Source organism: Pseudomonas sp. LBUM1661 (genome assembly GCF_059695925.1).
Genome location: NZ_CP166794.1, coordinates 1976013 through 1989558 on the forward strand (window position 1 = coordinate 1976013; position 13546 = coordinate 1989558).

Consider the following 13546-nt stretch of genomic DNA (forward strand, 5'->3'; position numbering starts at 1 on the left):
ATCGAGGAGGCACTGATGCAAAAGTGGAAAATCACTTTCGTGGATGATCACGGCGAAACGGTCGAAGAAGTCTTTGAGTGCGATGAGTGCCCGGATAACGAACACGCCGCCAAACTCATCAAGGCCCGGCTCCTGCCTGTCGCTGCCGAACTGGATCTGAACGATCTGGAAGGGCGAACCGCTGATGCGAGCGTTAAAAGTCTCAAGACCCAGAACAGCATAGAAATCCTCGGCATCACGCCAATCTGAACATCTCCTGTCGCATTCTCAACCAGACCTTGGCAGCGCCTCTATCTTGGGGCTACTCTGCAATCGAGATCAGCGAACGGATCGCTAAGGTCTGGTCTTGTCAGCTACATGCTTGTGTCCCAATGGCAATTTGCTTGCCGCATCGCGCGCACTGTTCGGTTGCGCGCGTCGGGAGTACGGAAAGTCTATCCATCGGTTTGAGGAGGACGTTTCATGAGCACAGCCTATCAAGAAGACATCAGCAGCAGCGTGCTGCGCCGCATGAAAGAAGGCGGTTTTGACTTTTCACGATTCCATCCCATCGAGTTCTACGCCATTTTCCCGGACGAGGAGCGGGCGCGCAGGGCGGCAGGGCATTACTGTGGTGAATCCTTGAATGCACAAATCAGCGTGCGCGACGACGGCGCGTGGTACCTGGAACTGAGCAAAGTGATGTACGCCACCTACGACGGCATCGGCGACTTTGAGCAGGACTTCGAGGCAGTGGTCGAGCCTTTGGGCGGCATCATCGAAGGATGGGGCGTCAAGCAGGAGGTACGAGGGCGACTCGCATAACCTTATGAACAGTGACAACGCTCAGCAACGGCTGACCTTCGGGTTGGCCGTTTTCGTTTGTGGCTTTCTGATTCACAACATTTCAAACAGACAAAAAAAACCGCCTGAGCAGGCGGCTAAAGGGAAGTTCGGTACGTTTTTCAGCGAATGCAGCGATTATCCGCATCGTCTGCCGGGCAGTGAAATCAACTCTGGCTATGCTGGTGATAGGCGACACCATTGCGTCGCAATGAGGCGGGGGCGATCAGGTTGGGGCATTTGCCGCACAGGATTGGTGCGGTGTGTGCGCAGCGATTATCCAACTGATTGATATCAAAGCGTTTATGCCGATGGCACGGGCCTTGCGAAGGCCTGCATGTCCGGGTGACAAGGAGTACGGCATGATCCGCACCTATTTTGATGAGATGTACGATGCCGGCGGCCAGGTCCGCCCGCATTATCGGGAGTTTGCCCGTTGGCTGGCCGAAACGCCTGACGAGCTATTGGCACAACGGCGACGCGAGGCCGATCTGTTATTTCATCGCGCCGGGATAACGTTCACGCTCTATGGTGATGAGCAAGGGACAGAGCGCCTGATTCCCTTCGACACCATTCCCCGCAGCATTCCCGCCAGCGAATGGCGAATCGTCGAACGTGGCTGTATCCAACGGGTCAAGGCGCTGAACATGTTCCTCGCCGACCTCTATCACGAGCAACGCATCATCAAGGCCGGCATCATTCCGGCCGAGCAGGTGCTGGCCAACGAGCAATACCAGTTGGCGATGCAAGGGCTGGATCTGCACCGGGATATCTATTCCCACATCTCCGGTGTCGACCTGGTGCGCGATGGCGACGGCACGTACTACGTGCTCGAAGACAATCTTCGTACACCGAGCGGCGTGAGCTACATGCTCGAAGACCGCAAGATGATGATGCGCCTGTTTCCCGAGCTGTTCGCGGCGCAGCGTATCGCGCCCATCGATCACTACCCGAACCTGCTGCTCGACACCCTGAAAAGCTCCAGCCCGATCGACAACCCGAGCGTGGTGGTGCTGACGCCGGGGCGCTTCAACAGCGCGTTTTTCGAGCATGCCTTTCTCGCTCGGGAAATGGGCGTCGAGCTGGTGGAAGGCGCGGATTTGTTTGTGCGTGACGACAAGGTATTCATGCGCACCACCGACGGGCCGAAAGCCGTCGACGTCATTTATCGCCGCCTCGACGATGCGTTCCTCGACCCGCTGGCGTTCAACCCGGATTCGATGCTCGGCGTTCCAGGCCTGTTGTCGTCGTACCGCTCGGGCAACGTGGTGCTGGCGAATGCCATCGGCACCGGGGTTGCGGACGACAAGTCGGTGTATCCCTTCGTCACCGACATGATCCGTTTCTACCTGGATGAAGAGCCAATCCTGAAGAACGTTCCGACGTTCCAGTGTCGTAATCCCTCCGAACTTTCCCACGTGCTGGCCAACCTTCCAGACCTCGTGGTCAAGGAAACCCAGGGCTCGGGCGGTTACGGAATGCTGGTGGGGCCGGCGGCGACGGCGGCGGAAATCGAAGCCTTTCGCGCGCGGATCAAAGCCAAGCCGCATGCGTACATCGCGCAACCGACGTTGTCTTTGTCGACCTGTCCGACCTTTGTCGAAAACGGCATTGCGCCACGCCACATCGACCTGCGTCCGTTTGTATTGTCTGGCCGCGAAACCCGGGTTGTGCCCGGCGGTTTGACCCGTGTCGCCCTGCGCGAAGGCTCCCTGGTGGTGAATTCCTCCCAGGGTGGCGGAACCAAGGACACCTGGGTGGTCGAGGATTGAAGGAAGCCTGTCATGTTAAGTAGAACTGCCTCGGATTTGTATTGGATGTCGCGTTACCTGGAGCGGGCGGAAAACCTCGCACGGATGCTCGACATCAGTTATTCGCTGTCGCTGATGCCACAGGATGGCCGCGGTGATGGTTTGCACGAACTCGCCATGCCGTTGCTGATTACCGGCACCCTCGACGATTACCTGGAGCGCCACGGCGAGCTGCATGCCGAACGGCTGCTGCATTTCTTCGCCCTCGATGCGGCCAACCCGGCGAGCATTTACAGCTGCCTCGGCGCCGCACGGGCCAGCGCCCATGCGGTGCGTGGGCGAATTACCGCCGACATGTGGGAAAACATCAACGCCACCTGGCTGGAAATTCGCGGGATCGCCAACCAGGGCTTGAGTCGCTACGGCATGAGCCGTTTCTGCGAGTGGATCAAGGAACGTTCCCACCTGTTTCGTGGCGCGTCCTACGGCACGATCATGCGCAACGATGCGTTCCGCTTCATTCGCCTGGGGACGTTTATCGAACGGGCTGACAACACGCTGCGCCTGCTCGATGCCCGCTACGAAATGGCGGGCGATCAGGCCGAAGCGGTCAGCGATGGAACGGCCCACGCGTATTACCAGTGGAGCGCTTTATTAAGGGCGTTGTCGTCTTTTGAGGCCTACACCGAAATTTACCGTGATGCGCCCGGCGCCCGGCATGTAGCCGAATTGCTGTTGCTGCGCGCTGACGTTCCGCGCTCTCTGCGGGCCTGCACCGAAGAAATCGATCAGATCCTCGCCCAGCTGCCGGGCGCCAACGGCCGCCCCGCGCAACGCCTGGCCGCGGAGATCGACGCGCGTCTGCGCTACACCGGCATCACCGAAATTCTCGACGAAGGCCTGCACGCCTGGTTGACCGAGTTCATCCCGCTGGTGCGCCAGTTGGGTAACGCCATACACAGTTCCTACCTGGAGGCTGCATGAGACTTTCCATTAGCCACGAGACCACCTATCACTATGAAGATCAGGTGCGGGCGAGCATCCAGTACCTGCGACTGACCCCTCACGACAGCGAGCGCCAGCACGTGCTGAGCTGGCAGCTCGACCTGCCGCGCCCGGTGCGCGCGCAACTCGATCCGTTCGGCAACATCCTGCACGTGCTGACCATGGACGAGCCGCACGAGGCGATCATCATCGGCGCCCGTGGCCAGGTCGACATCGATGAATTGCGCGAAGCCGAGCACGAGAGCCAGTCGTCGCTGCCATTCCTGCGTTTCACCCGTTTGACCGAGGCCGATGAGGCCTTGCGCGCGTTCGCTAACAAGGAATGCAAGCAACGCCGGGATCGCACGGCGCTGATCGATTTGATGCATGGCCTCAACCAGCACATGACCTACACGCCGGGCTCCACCGAAGTCGACACCAGCGCCGCCCAGGCTTTCGCCGGGCGATCGGGCGTGTGCCAGGACCACACCCATGCGTTCCTCGCCTGCGCCCGCAGCCTGGGGATTCCGGCGCGCTATGTGTCGGGCTATTTGTACAGCGAAAACTGCGAACACCTGGCCAGCCACGCTTGGGCCGAAGCCTGGCTCGACGACGCCTGGTACAGCTTTGATGTGACCAATGAACTGGCGCGGCCCGAGCGGCATTTGAAACTGGCGGTGGGCCTGGATTACCTGGACGCCTGCCCGGTACGCGGCATGCGCCGGGGCGGTGGGTGTGAGCAGATGCACGCGAAGGTGTTTGTCTCGCCGACGCCGATGCCGGTCATCTCCGTCCAGCAGCAATAACAACGAACCCCCTGTGGGAGCGAGCCTGCTCGCGAAGGCGATCTATCAGTCAGAACTGTTGTGATTGACAGACCGCTATTGCGAGCAGGCTCGCTCCCACAGGGGATCTCCGGCGAACACAGAAATGGTGTCTGGCAAAAATCAAATGTGGGAGCGAGCCTGCTCGCGAAGAGGCCAGCCCTCACAACACAAGGCTAGGGCTTAACCTTGCGCCCAGCCATGTGCTTCAAATACCCCACCAGCATCTCCAGATCCCCATCCGGCAACACCTGCGCCGTAAACCCAGGCATCTTCGCCTGCGGCCACTGCCGTAAACTCTGCGGATCACGAATGTAGCGCTTGAGGAAATCCGCGCCGAAGTACTCGGTCGGGCTAAACGGAATATTCAGGTCCGGACCGAACTGCGCATCCCCCGCGCCGTTCAACCGATGACACGCCAGACAGTTCTTCTGAAACAGCGCAAAACCCTTGTTGACCGGATCGTCCGCCTTCAATGCCGGATCCGGCAGCAGGGCAGGGAAGCGCTCGGCGACCGGTGCCAAACGCTTAATGGCGGCCACTTGAAACGGCCATTGCTCAGGGCTGATGTTGCCCGCCTGTGGATCGGTCCAGACCAGATAAAACGGCCCGGCACTCGGCTTGCCTTCGGCCAATGGCGGCCATGGTTTGGCTGGGTCTTCAATGGCCAGCCAGGCTCGCGAACCCTTGGCATTGAGCAACGGCGCTGCCGCCATTTCAGCAGCAAAACCGTCCAGCGCCACCGCTTGCAGGTGATCTTCAGGTTTGATGCCGGTCAACAACGCAGCCATTGGCACGGCGCGATAACTCATGTCGCGCTTGTAGGAGACGTCGTTGGTAATCGTGAGGGTCTGGACCTGAGGATGCTTGAGCAACTCCTCGGTCTGCCAGGTGCGACTGCCCGCGCCCAGCTCCAGGTTCAGCTGTGCGGCAAAAAGGGGATTGCCGAGGAGCAAGGCCCCGAAAAGAATGAGCGTTTTCAAGCGTTCGCCGTCCATGTCGTGGAAGTGCCACACAGGTTGGCACACCGACGCTGGCCCGGGTAGCGAGCCAGTCACATTTTTAATGAGGCGAACAACTCTTTATGAGTACCGGGTTGGCTGGTGTCGGGTCAGCCGATCACCTTGGTCAGGTTCGGCAAAATCAACAACAGAGTGGTGGCGAATAGAATGAGCCCGGCTTGACGTACTTTCGAATGCTTGAACATGGCTGTCTGCCTTTTTTTGTTATTTCCTGATGCCTGCCTGCATTTCTCCATGACGGCAGAGCGTTGCACTTCCTGTTGTACGAGCGCCTCGGCAAAACCCGACGACAACTTCGTACTGTTCACCTTAGAGCCCGCATCACTCGCGGTTTAGATCCATTTCATATGGGCGGGCCACAAAAAGCTCTTAAAAAGGCATGAGGCCTATTGCCAGCTTCTTGGGCGGCCTTTTGCTAGACAGCTTCGTCTCCTGAAACGGTAAACCCGATCGTCGACGACCGTCCGTCTGAGCGTGTCCGTCAACGTCTGTGAGCGCTGCGGTCATTGAATTGGCGGTGGTCCGGAATAAGGTGGAGGCTCCTTAAAAGATCAAAGGATCGCCGCGATCGTTTGATGGACAACAATAAAATCGAGGATGTCATGACCCAAGCTTTGATTTTCGACGCGTTACGCACGCCCCGTGGCAAAGGCAAGGCCGATGGCGCCTTGCACAGCGTCAAACCGGTGAACCTGGTGGCGGGGCTGCTCACGGCGTTGCAGCAGCGCACGTCCCTGGACACCCGCCAGGTCGATGACGTGGTGCTTGGCTGTGTGACGCCGATCGGCGATCAAGGCTCGGATATCGCGAAAACCGCAGTCCAGGTCGCCGATTGGGACATCAGCGTTTCCGGCGTGCAGATCAATCGTTTCTGCGCCTCCGGGCTGGAAGCGGTGAACCTCGGCGCGATGAAAGTGCGGTCCGGTTTCGAAGACCTGGTGGTGGTCGGCGGCGTCGAATCCATGTCTCGCGTGCCCATGGGCAGCGACGGCGGGCCTTGGGCGCTGGACCCGGAAACCAATCTGCACAGCCATTTCACCCCCCAAGGCGTAGGCGCCGACCTGATTGCCACGATTGAAGGCTTCAGCCGTCAGGACGTCGATACCTACGCGCTGCATTCCCAGCAAAAGGCTGCGCGGGCGCGGGCGGACGGTTCGTTCACCAAGTCGCTGGTGCCGGTGCAGGACCAGAACGGCATCATCCTGCTCGATCACGATGAGTTCATTCGCGCCGAGTCGACCCTGGAAGGCCTGGGCAAGCTCAAACCGAGCTTCGAGATGATCGGCCAGATGGGCTTCGACGCCACCGCGCTGCGGGTCTACAGCCATGTGGAGCGGATCAACCACGTCCACACGCCGGGCAACAGTTCCGGGATCGTCGATGGCGCGGCGCTGATGCTGATCGGCTCCGAAGCCAAGGGCCGGGCGCTGGGCCTGCAGCCACGGGCGCGTATCGTCGCCACGGCGGTGACCAGCACCGATCCGACCATCATGCTCACCGGCCCCGCGCCGGCCACCCGCAAGGCACTGGCCAAGGCCGGGCTGCGGGTGGAAGACATCGACCTGTTCGAGGTCAACGAAGCCTTTGCCTCGGTGGTGCTGAAATTCATCAAGGACATGGCCATCGACCCGGACAAGGTCAACGTCAACGGCGGCTCCATCGCCATGGGCCACCCGCTGGGCGCTACCGGCTGCGCCATTCTCGGCACGCTGCTCGATGAACTGGAAACCCGGCGCCTGCGCTATGGCCTCGCGACCTTGTGTGTCGGCGGCGGCATGGGCATTGCCACCATCATCGAACGCCTCTGAGCCCCGACTTCCAGGAAACTGATTCTAAGGAAAAGAGCCATGACCGAAGCCATTCGTTACGAAAAAGGCCAGGACCAGATCGTCGTCCTGACCATCGATATGCCGGGCCAGAGCGCCAACACCATGAACGCGGTCTACCGCGAGGCCATGGCCACCTGCGTCGCCCGACTGGTGGCTGACAAGGACACCATCGCCGGTGTGATCATCACCTCGGCCAAGAAAACTTTCTTCGCCGGTGGCGACCTCAACGAACTGATCAAGATTGGAAAACCCGAAGCCAAGGCCTTTTACGACATGGTGCTGACCCTCAAGGGTCAGTTGCGCACCCTGGAAACCCTCGGCAAACCGGTGGTCGCGGCGATCAATGGCGCGGCGTTGGGCGGTGGTTGGGAAATCTGCCTGGCCTGCCATCACCGCGTGGCGCTGGACAATCCGTCGGTGCAACTCGGTTTGCCGGAAGTCACCCTCGGCCTGCTGCCGGGCGGCGGCGGGGTGGTGCGCATGGTGCGGATGTTGGGCATCGAAAAAGCCTTGCCCTATCTGCTTGAAGGCAAAAAAGTCCGGCCGCAACAGGCACTGCAGGCGGGTTTGATTGATGAACTGGCGGTGGATCGCGATGAACTGATGAGCAAGGCTCGCGCCTGGATCATCGCCAACCCTTCGGTTACCCAGCGTTGGGACGTGAAGGGTTCTCAGATTCCCGGTGGCACGCCATCGAACCCGAAAGTCGCGCAGATGCTGGCCATCGCGCCGTCGATCCTGCGAAGTAAAACCCAAGGCTGTATGCCCGCGCCGGAGAAAATCCTCTGCGCCGCCGTGGAGGGCGCGCAGGTGGATGTCGACACGGCGCATTTGATCGAGACTCGCTACTTCACGGAATTGACCACCGGCCAGGTGTCGAAAAACCTGATCGGCACGTTCTGGTTCCAACTCAACGAGATCAATGCCGGAGGCTCGCGGCCTCAAGGTTTTGCGCCGTATGTCACGCAAAAAGTCGGTGTGTTGGGCGCCGGGATGATGGGCGCGGGCATCGCTTTCGTCAGTGCATCGGCGGGTATCGAGGTGGTGCTCAAGGACATCAACCTCGCCGCAGCGGAGAAGGGCAAGGCCCACTCGGCGGCGTTGCTGGACAAGAAAGTTGCGCGCGGCCAATTAAGCGTCGAACAGCGCGAAGCGACACTGGCGCGGATTCATCCCACCGAAAGCGATGCCGACCTGGCCGGTTGCGACTTGATCATTGAAGCAGTGTTTGAAGACCGCGAGCTGAAAGCCAAAGTCTCCGTTGCCGCACAAAAAATCGTCGGCCCGGACGCGGTGATCGCTTCCAATACCTCAACCTTGCCAATCAGCGGTCTGGCCACCGCCGTGCCGGATCAGAGCAAATTCATCGGCCTGCATTTCTTCAGTCCCGTGGAGAAAATGCCGCTGGTGGAAATCATCAAAGGCGCCAACACCAGCGACGAAACCCTGGCTCGCGGGTTCGATTTCGTCCTGCAAATCAAGAAAACCCCGATTGTGGTCAACGACAGTCGTGGCTTCTTCACCTCGCGGGTGTTCGGCACGTTCACCAACGAAGGCATCGCCATGCTTGGCGAAGGCCTGAGTGCGCCGATGATCGAGACCGAAGCGCGCAAGGCCGGGATGCCGATCGGGCCTCTGGCCATCTCCGACGAAGTTTCACTCAGCCTCATGAGCCATATCCGCCAGCAAACCGCCAAAGACTTGCAGGCAGAAGGGAAACCGCTGATTGAGCACCCGGCGTTCGCCGTGATTGACTTGCTGCTCAACGAATACAAGCGGCCGGGCAAGGCCGCTGGCGGTGGTTTTTACGATTACCCGGCCGGTGGCCAGAAACATCTGTGGCCGGAATTGAAAAAGCGTTTCGAAAAAGCCGATGGGCAGATTTCGCCGAAGGATGTGCGTGATCGACTGCTGTTCGTGCAAGCCATTGAAACCGTGCGCTGTGTGGAGGAGGGCGTGTTGACCTCAACGGCGGACGCCAACGTCGGCTCGATCTTCGGTATCGGTTTCGCCGCCTGGACCGGCGGCGCGCTGCAGTTCATCAACCAGTACGGCGTGAAAGACTTTGTCGCCCGCGCCCAGTATCTGGCCGAGCAGTATGGCGAGCGATTCGCGCCACCTGCGCTGCTGCTGGAAAAAGCCGCCAAGGGGGATGCGTTTTAAGGGACGGATGACGCACTCCGGGGCTTGCCTTGCCACCGTGTTTCGAGGCAGGCTCTGAGGTGTGCATTATTCCCATCACGTGTCAGGTATTTTTTATGTCGTTACGCATCTGCATTCTGGAAACCGACATCCTGCGTCCAGAACTGGTCGATGAATATCAGGGTTACGGGCAGATGTTCCAGCGTCTGTTTTCGCAGCAACCCATCGCTGCCGAGTTCACCGTATACAACGTGATGCAAGGCGAGTACCCGAGCGATGATCTGGTCTTCGACGCTTACCTGGTCACCGGCAGCAAAGCCGATTCCTTCGGCACCGATCCATGGATCGAAACCCTCAGGGCTTACCTGCTGACCCGCTACGAACGCGGCGACAAACTGCTGGGCGTGTGCTTCGGCCATCAGTTGCTGGCGCTGTTGCTGGGCGGCAAGAGCGAGCGGGCGACCCAGGGCTGGGGCGTCGGCACGCACAGCTACAAACTCGCCGCCAAGGCGCCGTGGATGAGCCCGGTGCGCGAAGAGCTGACCTTGTTGATCAGCCACCAGGATCAGGTCACCGCGCTGCCGGAAAACGCCACGGTCATTGCATCGAGCGATTTCTGCCCGTTTGCCGCGTACCACATCAACGACCAGGTGCTGTGCTTCCAGGGGCATCCGGAGTTTATTCACGATTACTCACGGGCGCTGCTGGATATTCGTCAGCAAGCGCTGGGAGAGCAGATTTATCAGAAAGGCGTGGCGAGCCTGGAACATCAACACCATGGCACTACGGTTGCCGAATGGATGATGCGGTTTGTGGCGCACAAGCCTGAAACGGTTTAAGGCGAAAAGCTTCGCGGGCAAACCTCGCTCCTACAGGTTTTCGGTGTACCTGTTGGCGCGAGGCTTGCCCGCGAATTTTCCAAACGACCCAGTCTCGGCTACAGCCACCCCGACCTCTTGAAACTCGCCCACAACCCTACACACCCCACCGCAATAAACCCCAGAACTCCGAAATACCCGTAATGCCAACTCAACTCCGGCATGTTCTGGAAGTTCATCCCGTAGATCCCGGCCACCGCCGTCGGAAACGCCAAAATCGCCGCCCACGCTGCAAACTTGCGCTGCACCACGCTCTGGCGTGACGCTTCCAGCAACACCCCGACTTCGATGGTCTGACTGGCAATATCGGCCAGGGTCGTCAGGTCTTCCATCTGCCGCGTCACATGGATTTGCACGTCGCGAAAGTACGGACGCATGTTCTTGTCGATGAATGGAAAGCTGAGTTTTTGCAGTTCCTCGCCGATCTCCACCATCGGCGCTGCATAACGGCGTAGACGCAACACGTCGCGGCGCAGGCTGTGGAGTTTTTGAATGTCGCGCTCGTTCAGGGAGCCGCACATGACGTTGCGTTCCAGCTCATCGATCTCTGCGTGGATCGCTTCGCCCATTGGCTGGTAGTTTTCAATCACAAAATCGAGGATGGCATAGAGTACGAAATCCTCTCCGTGCTCAAGCAACAGCGGACGCGCCTCACAACGCTGGCGGACATAGGCGTAGGACGCCGAGTGGCCGTTGCGTGCGGTAATGATGTAACCGTTGCCGGCAAAGATATGCGTCTCGATGAACTCCAGTTTGCCTTCATGCCGGATCGGCGAGTACGTCACGATGAACAGCGCATCGCCGAAGGTTTCCAGCTTAGGTCGGCTGTGTTTTTCCAGGGCGTCTTCGATGGCCAGTTCGTGCAGGTTGAACTGGCGTTGCAGATTGAACAGCTCTTGGGCGTTCGGCTCTTCGAGGCCGATCCAGACAAAGTGGCCAGGTTTTGCAGCCCAGGCAGCGCCTTCGTCGAGGGTGATATTGGTGACTTTCTTACCGGCGCTGTAAACCGCAGCAGCAACAACTCTACCCATGATGGTGGTTCACTTCTTATTAGCAAATGGCAGTGGCAGGCAGCGTTCAGCTTAGCCTTGTCTGCTACTTGAGAGTCAGTGAAATCTGCAGAGTTCGTAGGTAAAAGAAAACCGTGCGCCTATCTGGCGAAGCCTGCGTTTTGGCTTAACGGGTCGTGGCTTGCAGCTGCCGATCCATCGAAGCGATGCACTCGCGCATCTGCTCGCGGCACTGGGCGATCAACAGCGGCATGTCATCCAGGCTCAATCCAGCCGTCGGAATTGCCGGCAACGAGCGAATCAGAATTTTTCCACTGCGCCAGCGGTTCAATCGCATGTGTTTGACGTAACTGCTGACGCACACCGGAACGATCGGCACGCCAGCAGCGATGGCCATCTGGAACGCGCCTTTCTTGAACGGCAGCAGGTCTTCGCCCAGGTTGCGCGTGCCTTCCGGGAAAACCCAGATCGAGGTGTCTTCGTTTTGCAGGGTGTGGGTCGTGGTCAACATCGACTGGCGCGCCTTTTGCGCATTGCCGCGATCGATCAACACATTGCCCGCCAGCCAGAACAACTGCCCGAACAGCGGCACCCATTTCAGGCTCTTTTTACCGATGCAGACGGTGCGGCGAGGCACCACGTTACCGAACACAAACAGGTCGTAGTTGGACTGGTGGTTGGCGATGATCACGCAGCTGTCGGGTTTATCCATCAGCGGTCCGACTTCAGCCTTCACCCGCAGACGCAAAATGCACATCGCCGGCCATGCATACAGGCGGGCACACAAACGGCTGTTGTCCGGGTTGAACGGACGGCACAGGCCCAGAAGCACTCCAAGCACACCGGCAAGAATAAAATGCAGACCCATCAATAACATACGAAACACGAACAGCATGTACAGGCCCCACCGGGACAAAAGGTGGCGCAGTGTACGGATGTGCACTGTTTTCGGCAATTGCCGCTATAGAGGTCGGAGATAGCCGATGTTTGAGCGCATGTTTCCGACTTATGGGTCAGACGCGGTCTAGAGCGGTTGTAGGCTTTTAAACAATGCGCGTAAGAAAAAGCCCGACACGACGGTCGGGCATTTCGGTGCGGCGCGTATGGGTTTTAACCCATATGCTCTTGATCCAGGATGATCGCGTTATCCAGGGTGTCCAGCAGCGCTTTGCGCACTTTGAGCTTGGTGTTCTTGTGCGCGGTCATGTTGATCTTCTTCAACTGACGAGCCGCTGCCAGCGCCGCGCCTTGCAGCTCTTCGGCCGATACCACGATATCGAGGAAACCTGCATCCACTGCGCTCTGCGGATTGAACATCTCGCCGTTGATTACAGAACGGTGGAACGCCGACTTGCGCAGACGATCACGAGCCAGTTCGATACCGGCGTGGTGCATGGTCATGCCAATCTGCACTTCGTTCAGGCCAATGCTGAACGGGCCGTCGACACCAATGCGGTAATCCACCGACAACAGCAGGAACGCACCCTTGGCCACCGCATGCCCAGGGCACGCGACAATTACCGGGAAGGGGTGCGACAACAGGCGACGCGCCAGGGTCGAACCGGCAGTGACCAGTGCCACGGCTTCTTTAGGGCCGGCCGTCATCACCTTCAAATCGTAACCGCCCGACAGAATCCCCGGCGTACCGGTAATGATCACCACTGCACGATCAGTGACCGCCTGATCCAGCGCAGCGTTAAACGCAGCAATCACATCCGGCGAGATGGCATTGACCTTGCCATTGCTCAAGGTCAGGGTCGCGATACCGTCTTCGAGATGGTAGGAAATCAACTCACTCATGACGCTATTCCTTGTATGAAAGATGAGGCAGACGTTACCCACCACCACAGGCCAGGTAAAGCGCCGTGACTGACCCACCAGTCACTCTTTCCTCGCCCGGCAAGCCTGACCTGCCACACCCGCCGCGTATTCCACTCTATATAGAGTAGGACGCGAAGCCGGAGATTGGCAGGTTTGCCATGGCCTTAAACGCGCCGGAACCACTAAATCGCTAAGCGCATGAAAATTCTGAAAAAAATATTTGCCATCGGAAAAGCTTTCGACTACATTAGCGCGCCTCGACAGACAGAACATGTTTGACGAGATACGGTGAAGTGTCCGAGTGGCTTAAGGAGCACGCCTGGAAAGTGTGTATACAAGAAATTGTATCGAGAGTTCGAATCTCTCCTTCACCGCCACATTCTGCAAACACAAACCCCTGATTTTCCTAGAGAAAGTCGGGGGTTTGTGGTTTTTGGCGTCTGAAAAAGGTATGCGTCCGGCC

Annotated in this window: 13 protein-coding genes and 1 tRNA gene; 9 read left to right on the forward strand and 5 right to left on the reverse strand. The window is 58.9% G+C overall.

Annotated features, from left to right (window positions below):
* Positions 1 to 15 precede the first annotated feature (15 nt).
* From ACA057_RS09140 to ACA057_RS09160, 5 genes are all read left to right on the forward strand, one after another.
* Positions 16 to 249, forward strand: a complete 234-nt coding sequence (locus tag ACA057_RS09140) for a hypothetical protein (protein ID WP_401358094.1) — start codon at positions 16 to 18, stop codon at positions 247 to 249.
* Between the two features lie 213 nt (positions 250 to 462).
* On the forward strand, positions 463 to 804 hold the full coding sequence (locus tag ACA057_RS09145) for a ribonuclease E inhibitor RraB (protein WP_064678940.1): 342 nt from the start codon (positions 463 to 465) through the stop codon (positions 802 to 804).
* A gap of 380 nt (positions 805 to 1184) precedes the next feature.
* Positions 1185 to 2594 (forward strand): circularly permuted type 2 ATP-grasp protein, encoded by a 1410-nt coding sequence (locus tag ACA057_RS09150; protein ID WP_059404669.1) that lies wholly within the window; start codon positions 1185 to 1187, stop codon positions 2592 to 2594.
* A 12-nt stretch (positions 2595 to 2606) separates the two neighbouring features.
* Positions 2607 to 3557, forward strand: a complete 951-nt coding sequence (locus tag ACA057_RS09155; RefSeq protein WP_497347652.1) for an alpha-E domain-containing protein — start codon at positions 2607 to 2609, stop codon at positions 3555 to 3557.
* A complete protein-coding gene (locus ACA057_RS09160; protein WP_497347654.1) occupies positions 3554 to 4363 on the forward strand; it encodes a transglutaminase family protein in 810 nt (269 codons plus the stop codon). The genes ACA057_RS09155 and ACA057_RS09160 overlap by 4 nt, the downstream gene beginning before the upstream one ends.
* Before the next feature lie 194 nt (positions 4364 to 4557).
* Here ACA057_RS09160 and ACA057_RS09165 read toward each other — a convergent pair whose 3' ends face one another.
* Together ACA057_RS09165 and ACA057_RS09170 are read right to left on the reverse strand one after the other, a co-directional pair.
* Positions 4558 to 5379 carry a c-type cytochrome gene (locus ACA057_RS09165; protein WP_497349845.1) on the reverse strand — a complete coding sequence of 274 codons (822 nt, stop codon included), beginning with the start codon at positions 5377 to 5379 and terminating at the stop codon, positions 4558 to 4560.
* A 113-nt stretch (positions 5380 to 5492) separates the two neighbouring features.
* Entirely contained in the window at positions 5493 to 5711 is a 219-nt protein-coding gene (locus ACA057_RS09170; protein ID WP_401358234.1) for a hypothetical protein, read from the reverse strand.
* 294 nt (positions 5712 to 6005) lie between these two features.
* On the opposite strand from ACA057_RS09170, the gene ACA057_RS09175 reads away from it, so the two are divergent.
* From ACA057_RS09175 to ACA057_RS09185, 3 genes are all read left to right on the forward strand, one after another.
* Entirely contained in the window at positions 6006 to 7211 is a 1206-nt protein-coding gene (locus tag ACA057_RS09175) for an acetyl-CoA C-acetyltransferase (RefSeq protein WP_497347656.1), read from the forward strand.
* Positions 7212 to 7250: 39 nt separating this feature from the next.
* On the forward strand, positions 7251 to 9395 hold the full coding sequence (locus tag ACA057_RS09180; RefSeq protein WP_497347658.1) for a 3-hydroxyacyl-CoA dehydrogenase NAD-binding domain-containing protein: 2145 nt from the start codon (positions 7251 to 7253) through the stop codon (positions 9393 to 9395).
* Positions 9396 to 9490: 95 nt separating this feature from the next.
* Complete coding sequence (locus ACA057_RS09185; RefSeq protein ID WP_497347660.1) at positions 9491 to 10213, forward strand: amidotransferase; 723 nt, start codon at positions 9491 to 9493, stop codon at positions 10211 to 10213.
* 98 nt (positions 10214 to 10311) lie between these two features.
* On the opposite strand, the gene ACA057_RS09190 is transcribed toward ACA057_RS09185, so the two are convergent.
* The 3 genes from ACA057_RS09190 to ACA057_RS09200 all read right to left on the reverse strand — a co-directional run bounded on the left by ACA057_RS09190 (position 10312) and on the right by ACA057_RS09200 (position 13062).
* On the reverse strand, positions 10312 to 11283 hold the full coding sequence (locus ACA057_RS09190) for a magnesium and cobalt transport protein CorA (protein WP_401358087.1): 972 nt from the start codon (positions 11281 to 11283) through the stop codon (positions 10312 to 10314).
* A gap of 145 nt (positions 11284 to 11428) precedes the next feature.
* Positions 11429 to 12157: a 1-acylglycerol-3-phosphate O-acyltransferase gene (locus ACA057_RS09195; RefSeq protein WP_497347662.1), complete on the reverse strand. Its 729-nt coding sequence runs from the start codon at positions 12155 to 12157 to the stop codon at positions 11429 to 11431.
* A gap of 215 nt (positions 12158 to 12372) precedes the next feature.
* Positions 12373 to 13062 (reverse strand): crotonase/enoyl-CoA hydratase family protein, encoded by a 690-nt coding sequence (locus ACA057_RS09200; RefSeq protein WP_497347664.1) that lies wholly within the window; start codon positions 13060 to 13062, stop codon positions 12373 to 12375.
* Between the two features lie 308 nt (positions 13063 to 13370).
* Between ACA057_RS09200 and ACA057_RS09205 the strand changes: the two genes are divergently transcribed.
* Positions 13371 to 13460: transfer RNA gene (locus ACA057_RS09205), tRNA-Ser, on the forward strand.
* Positions 13461 to 13546: the final 86 nt, after the last annotated feature.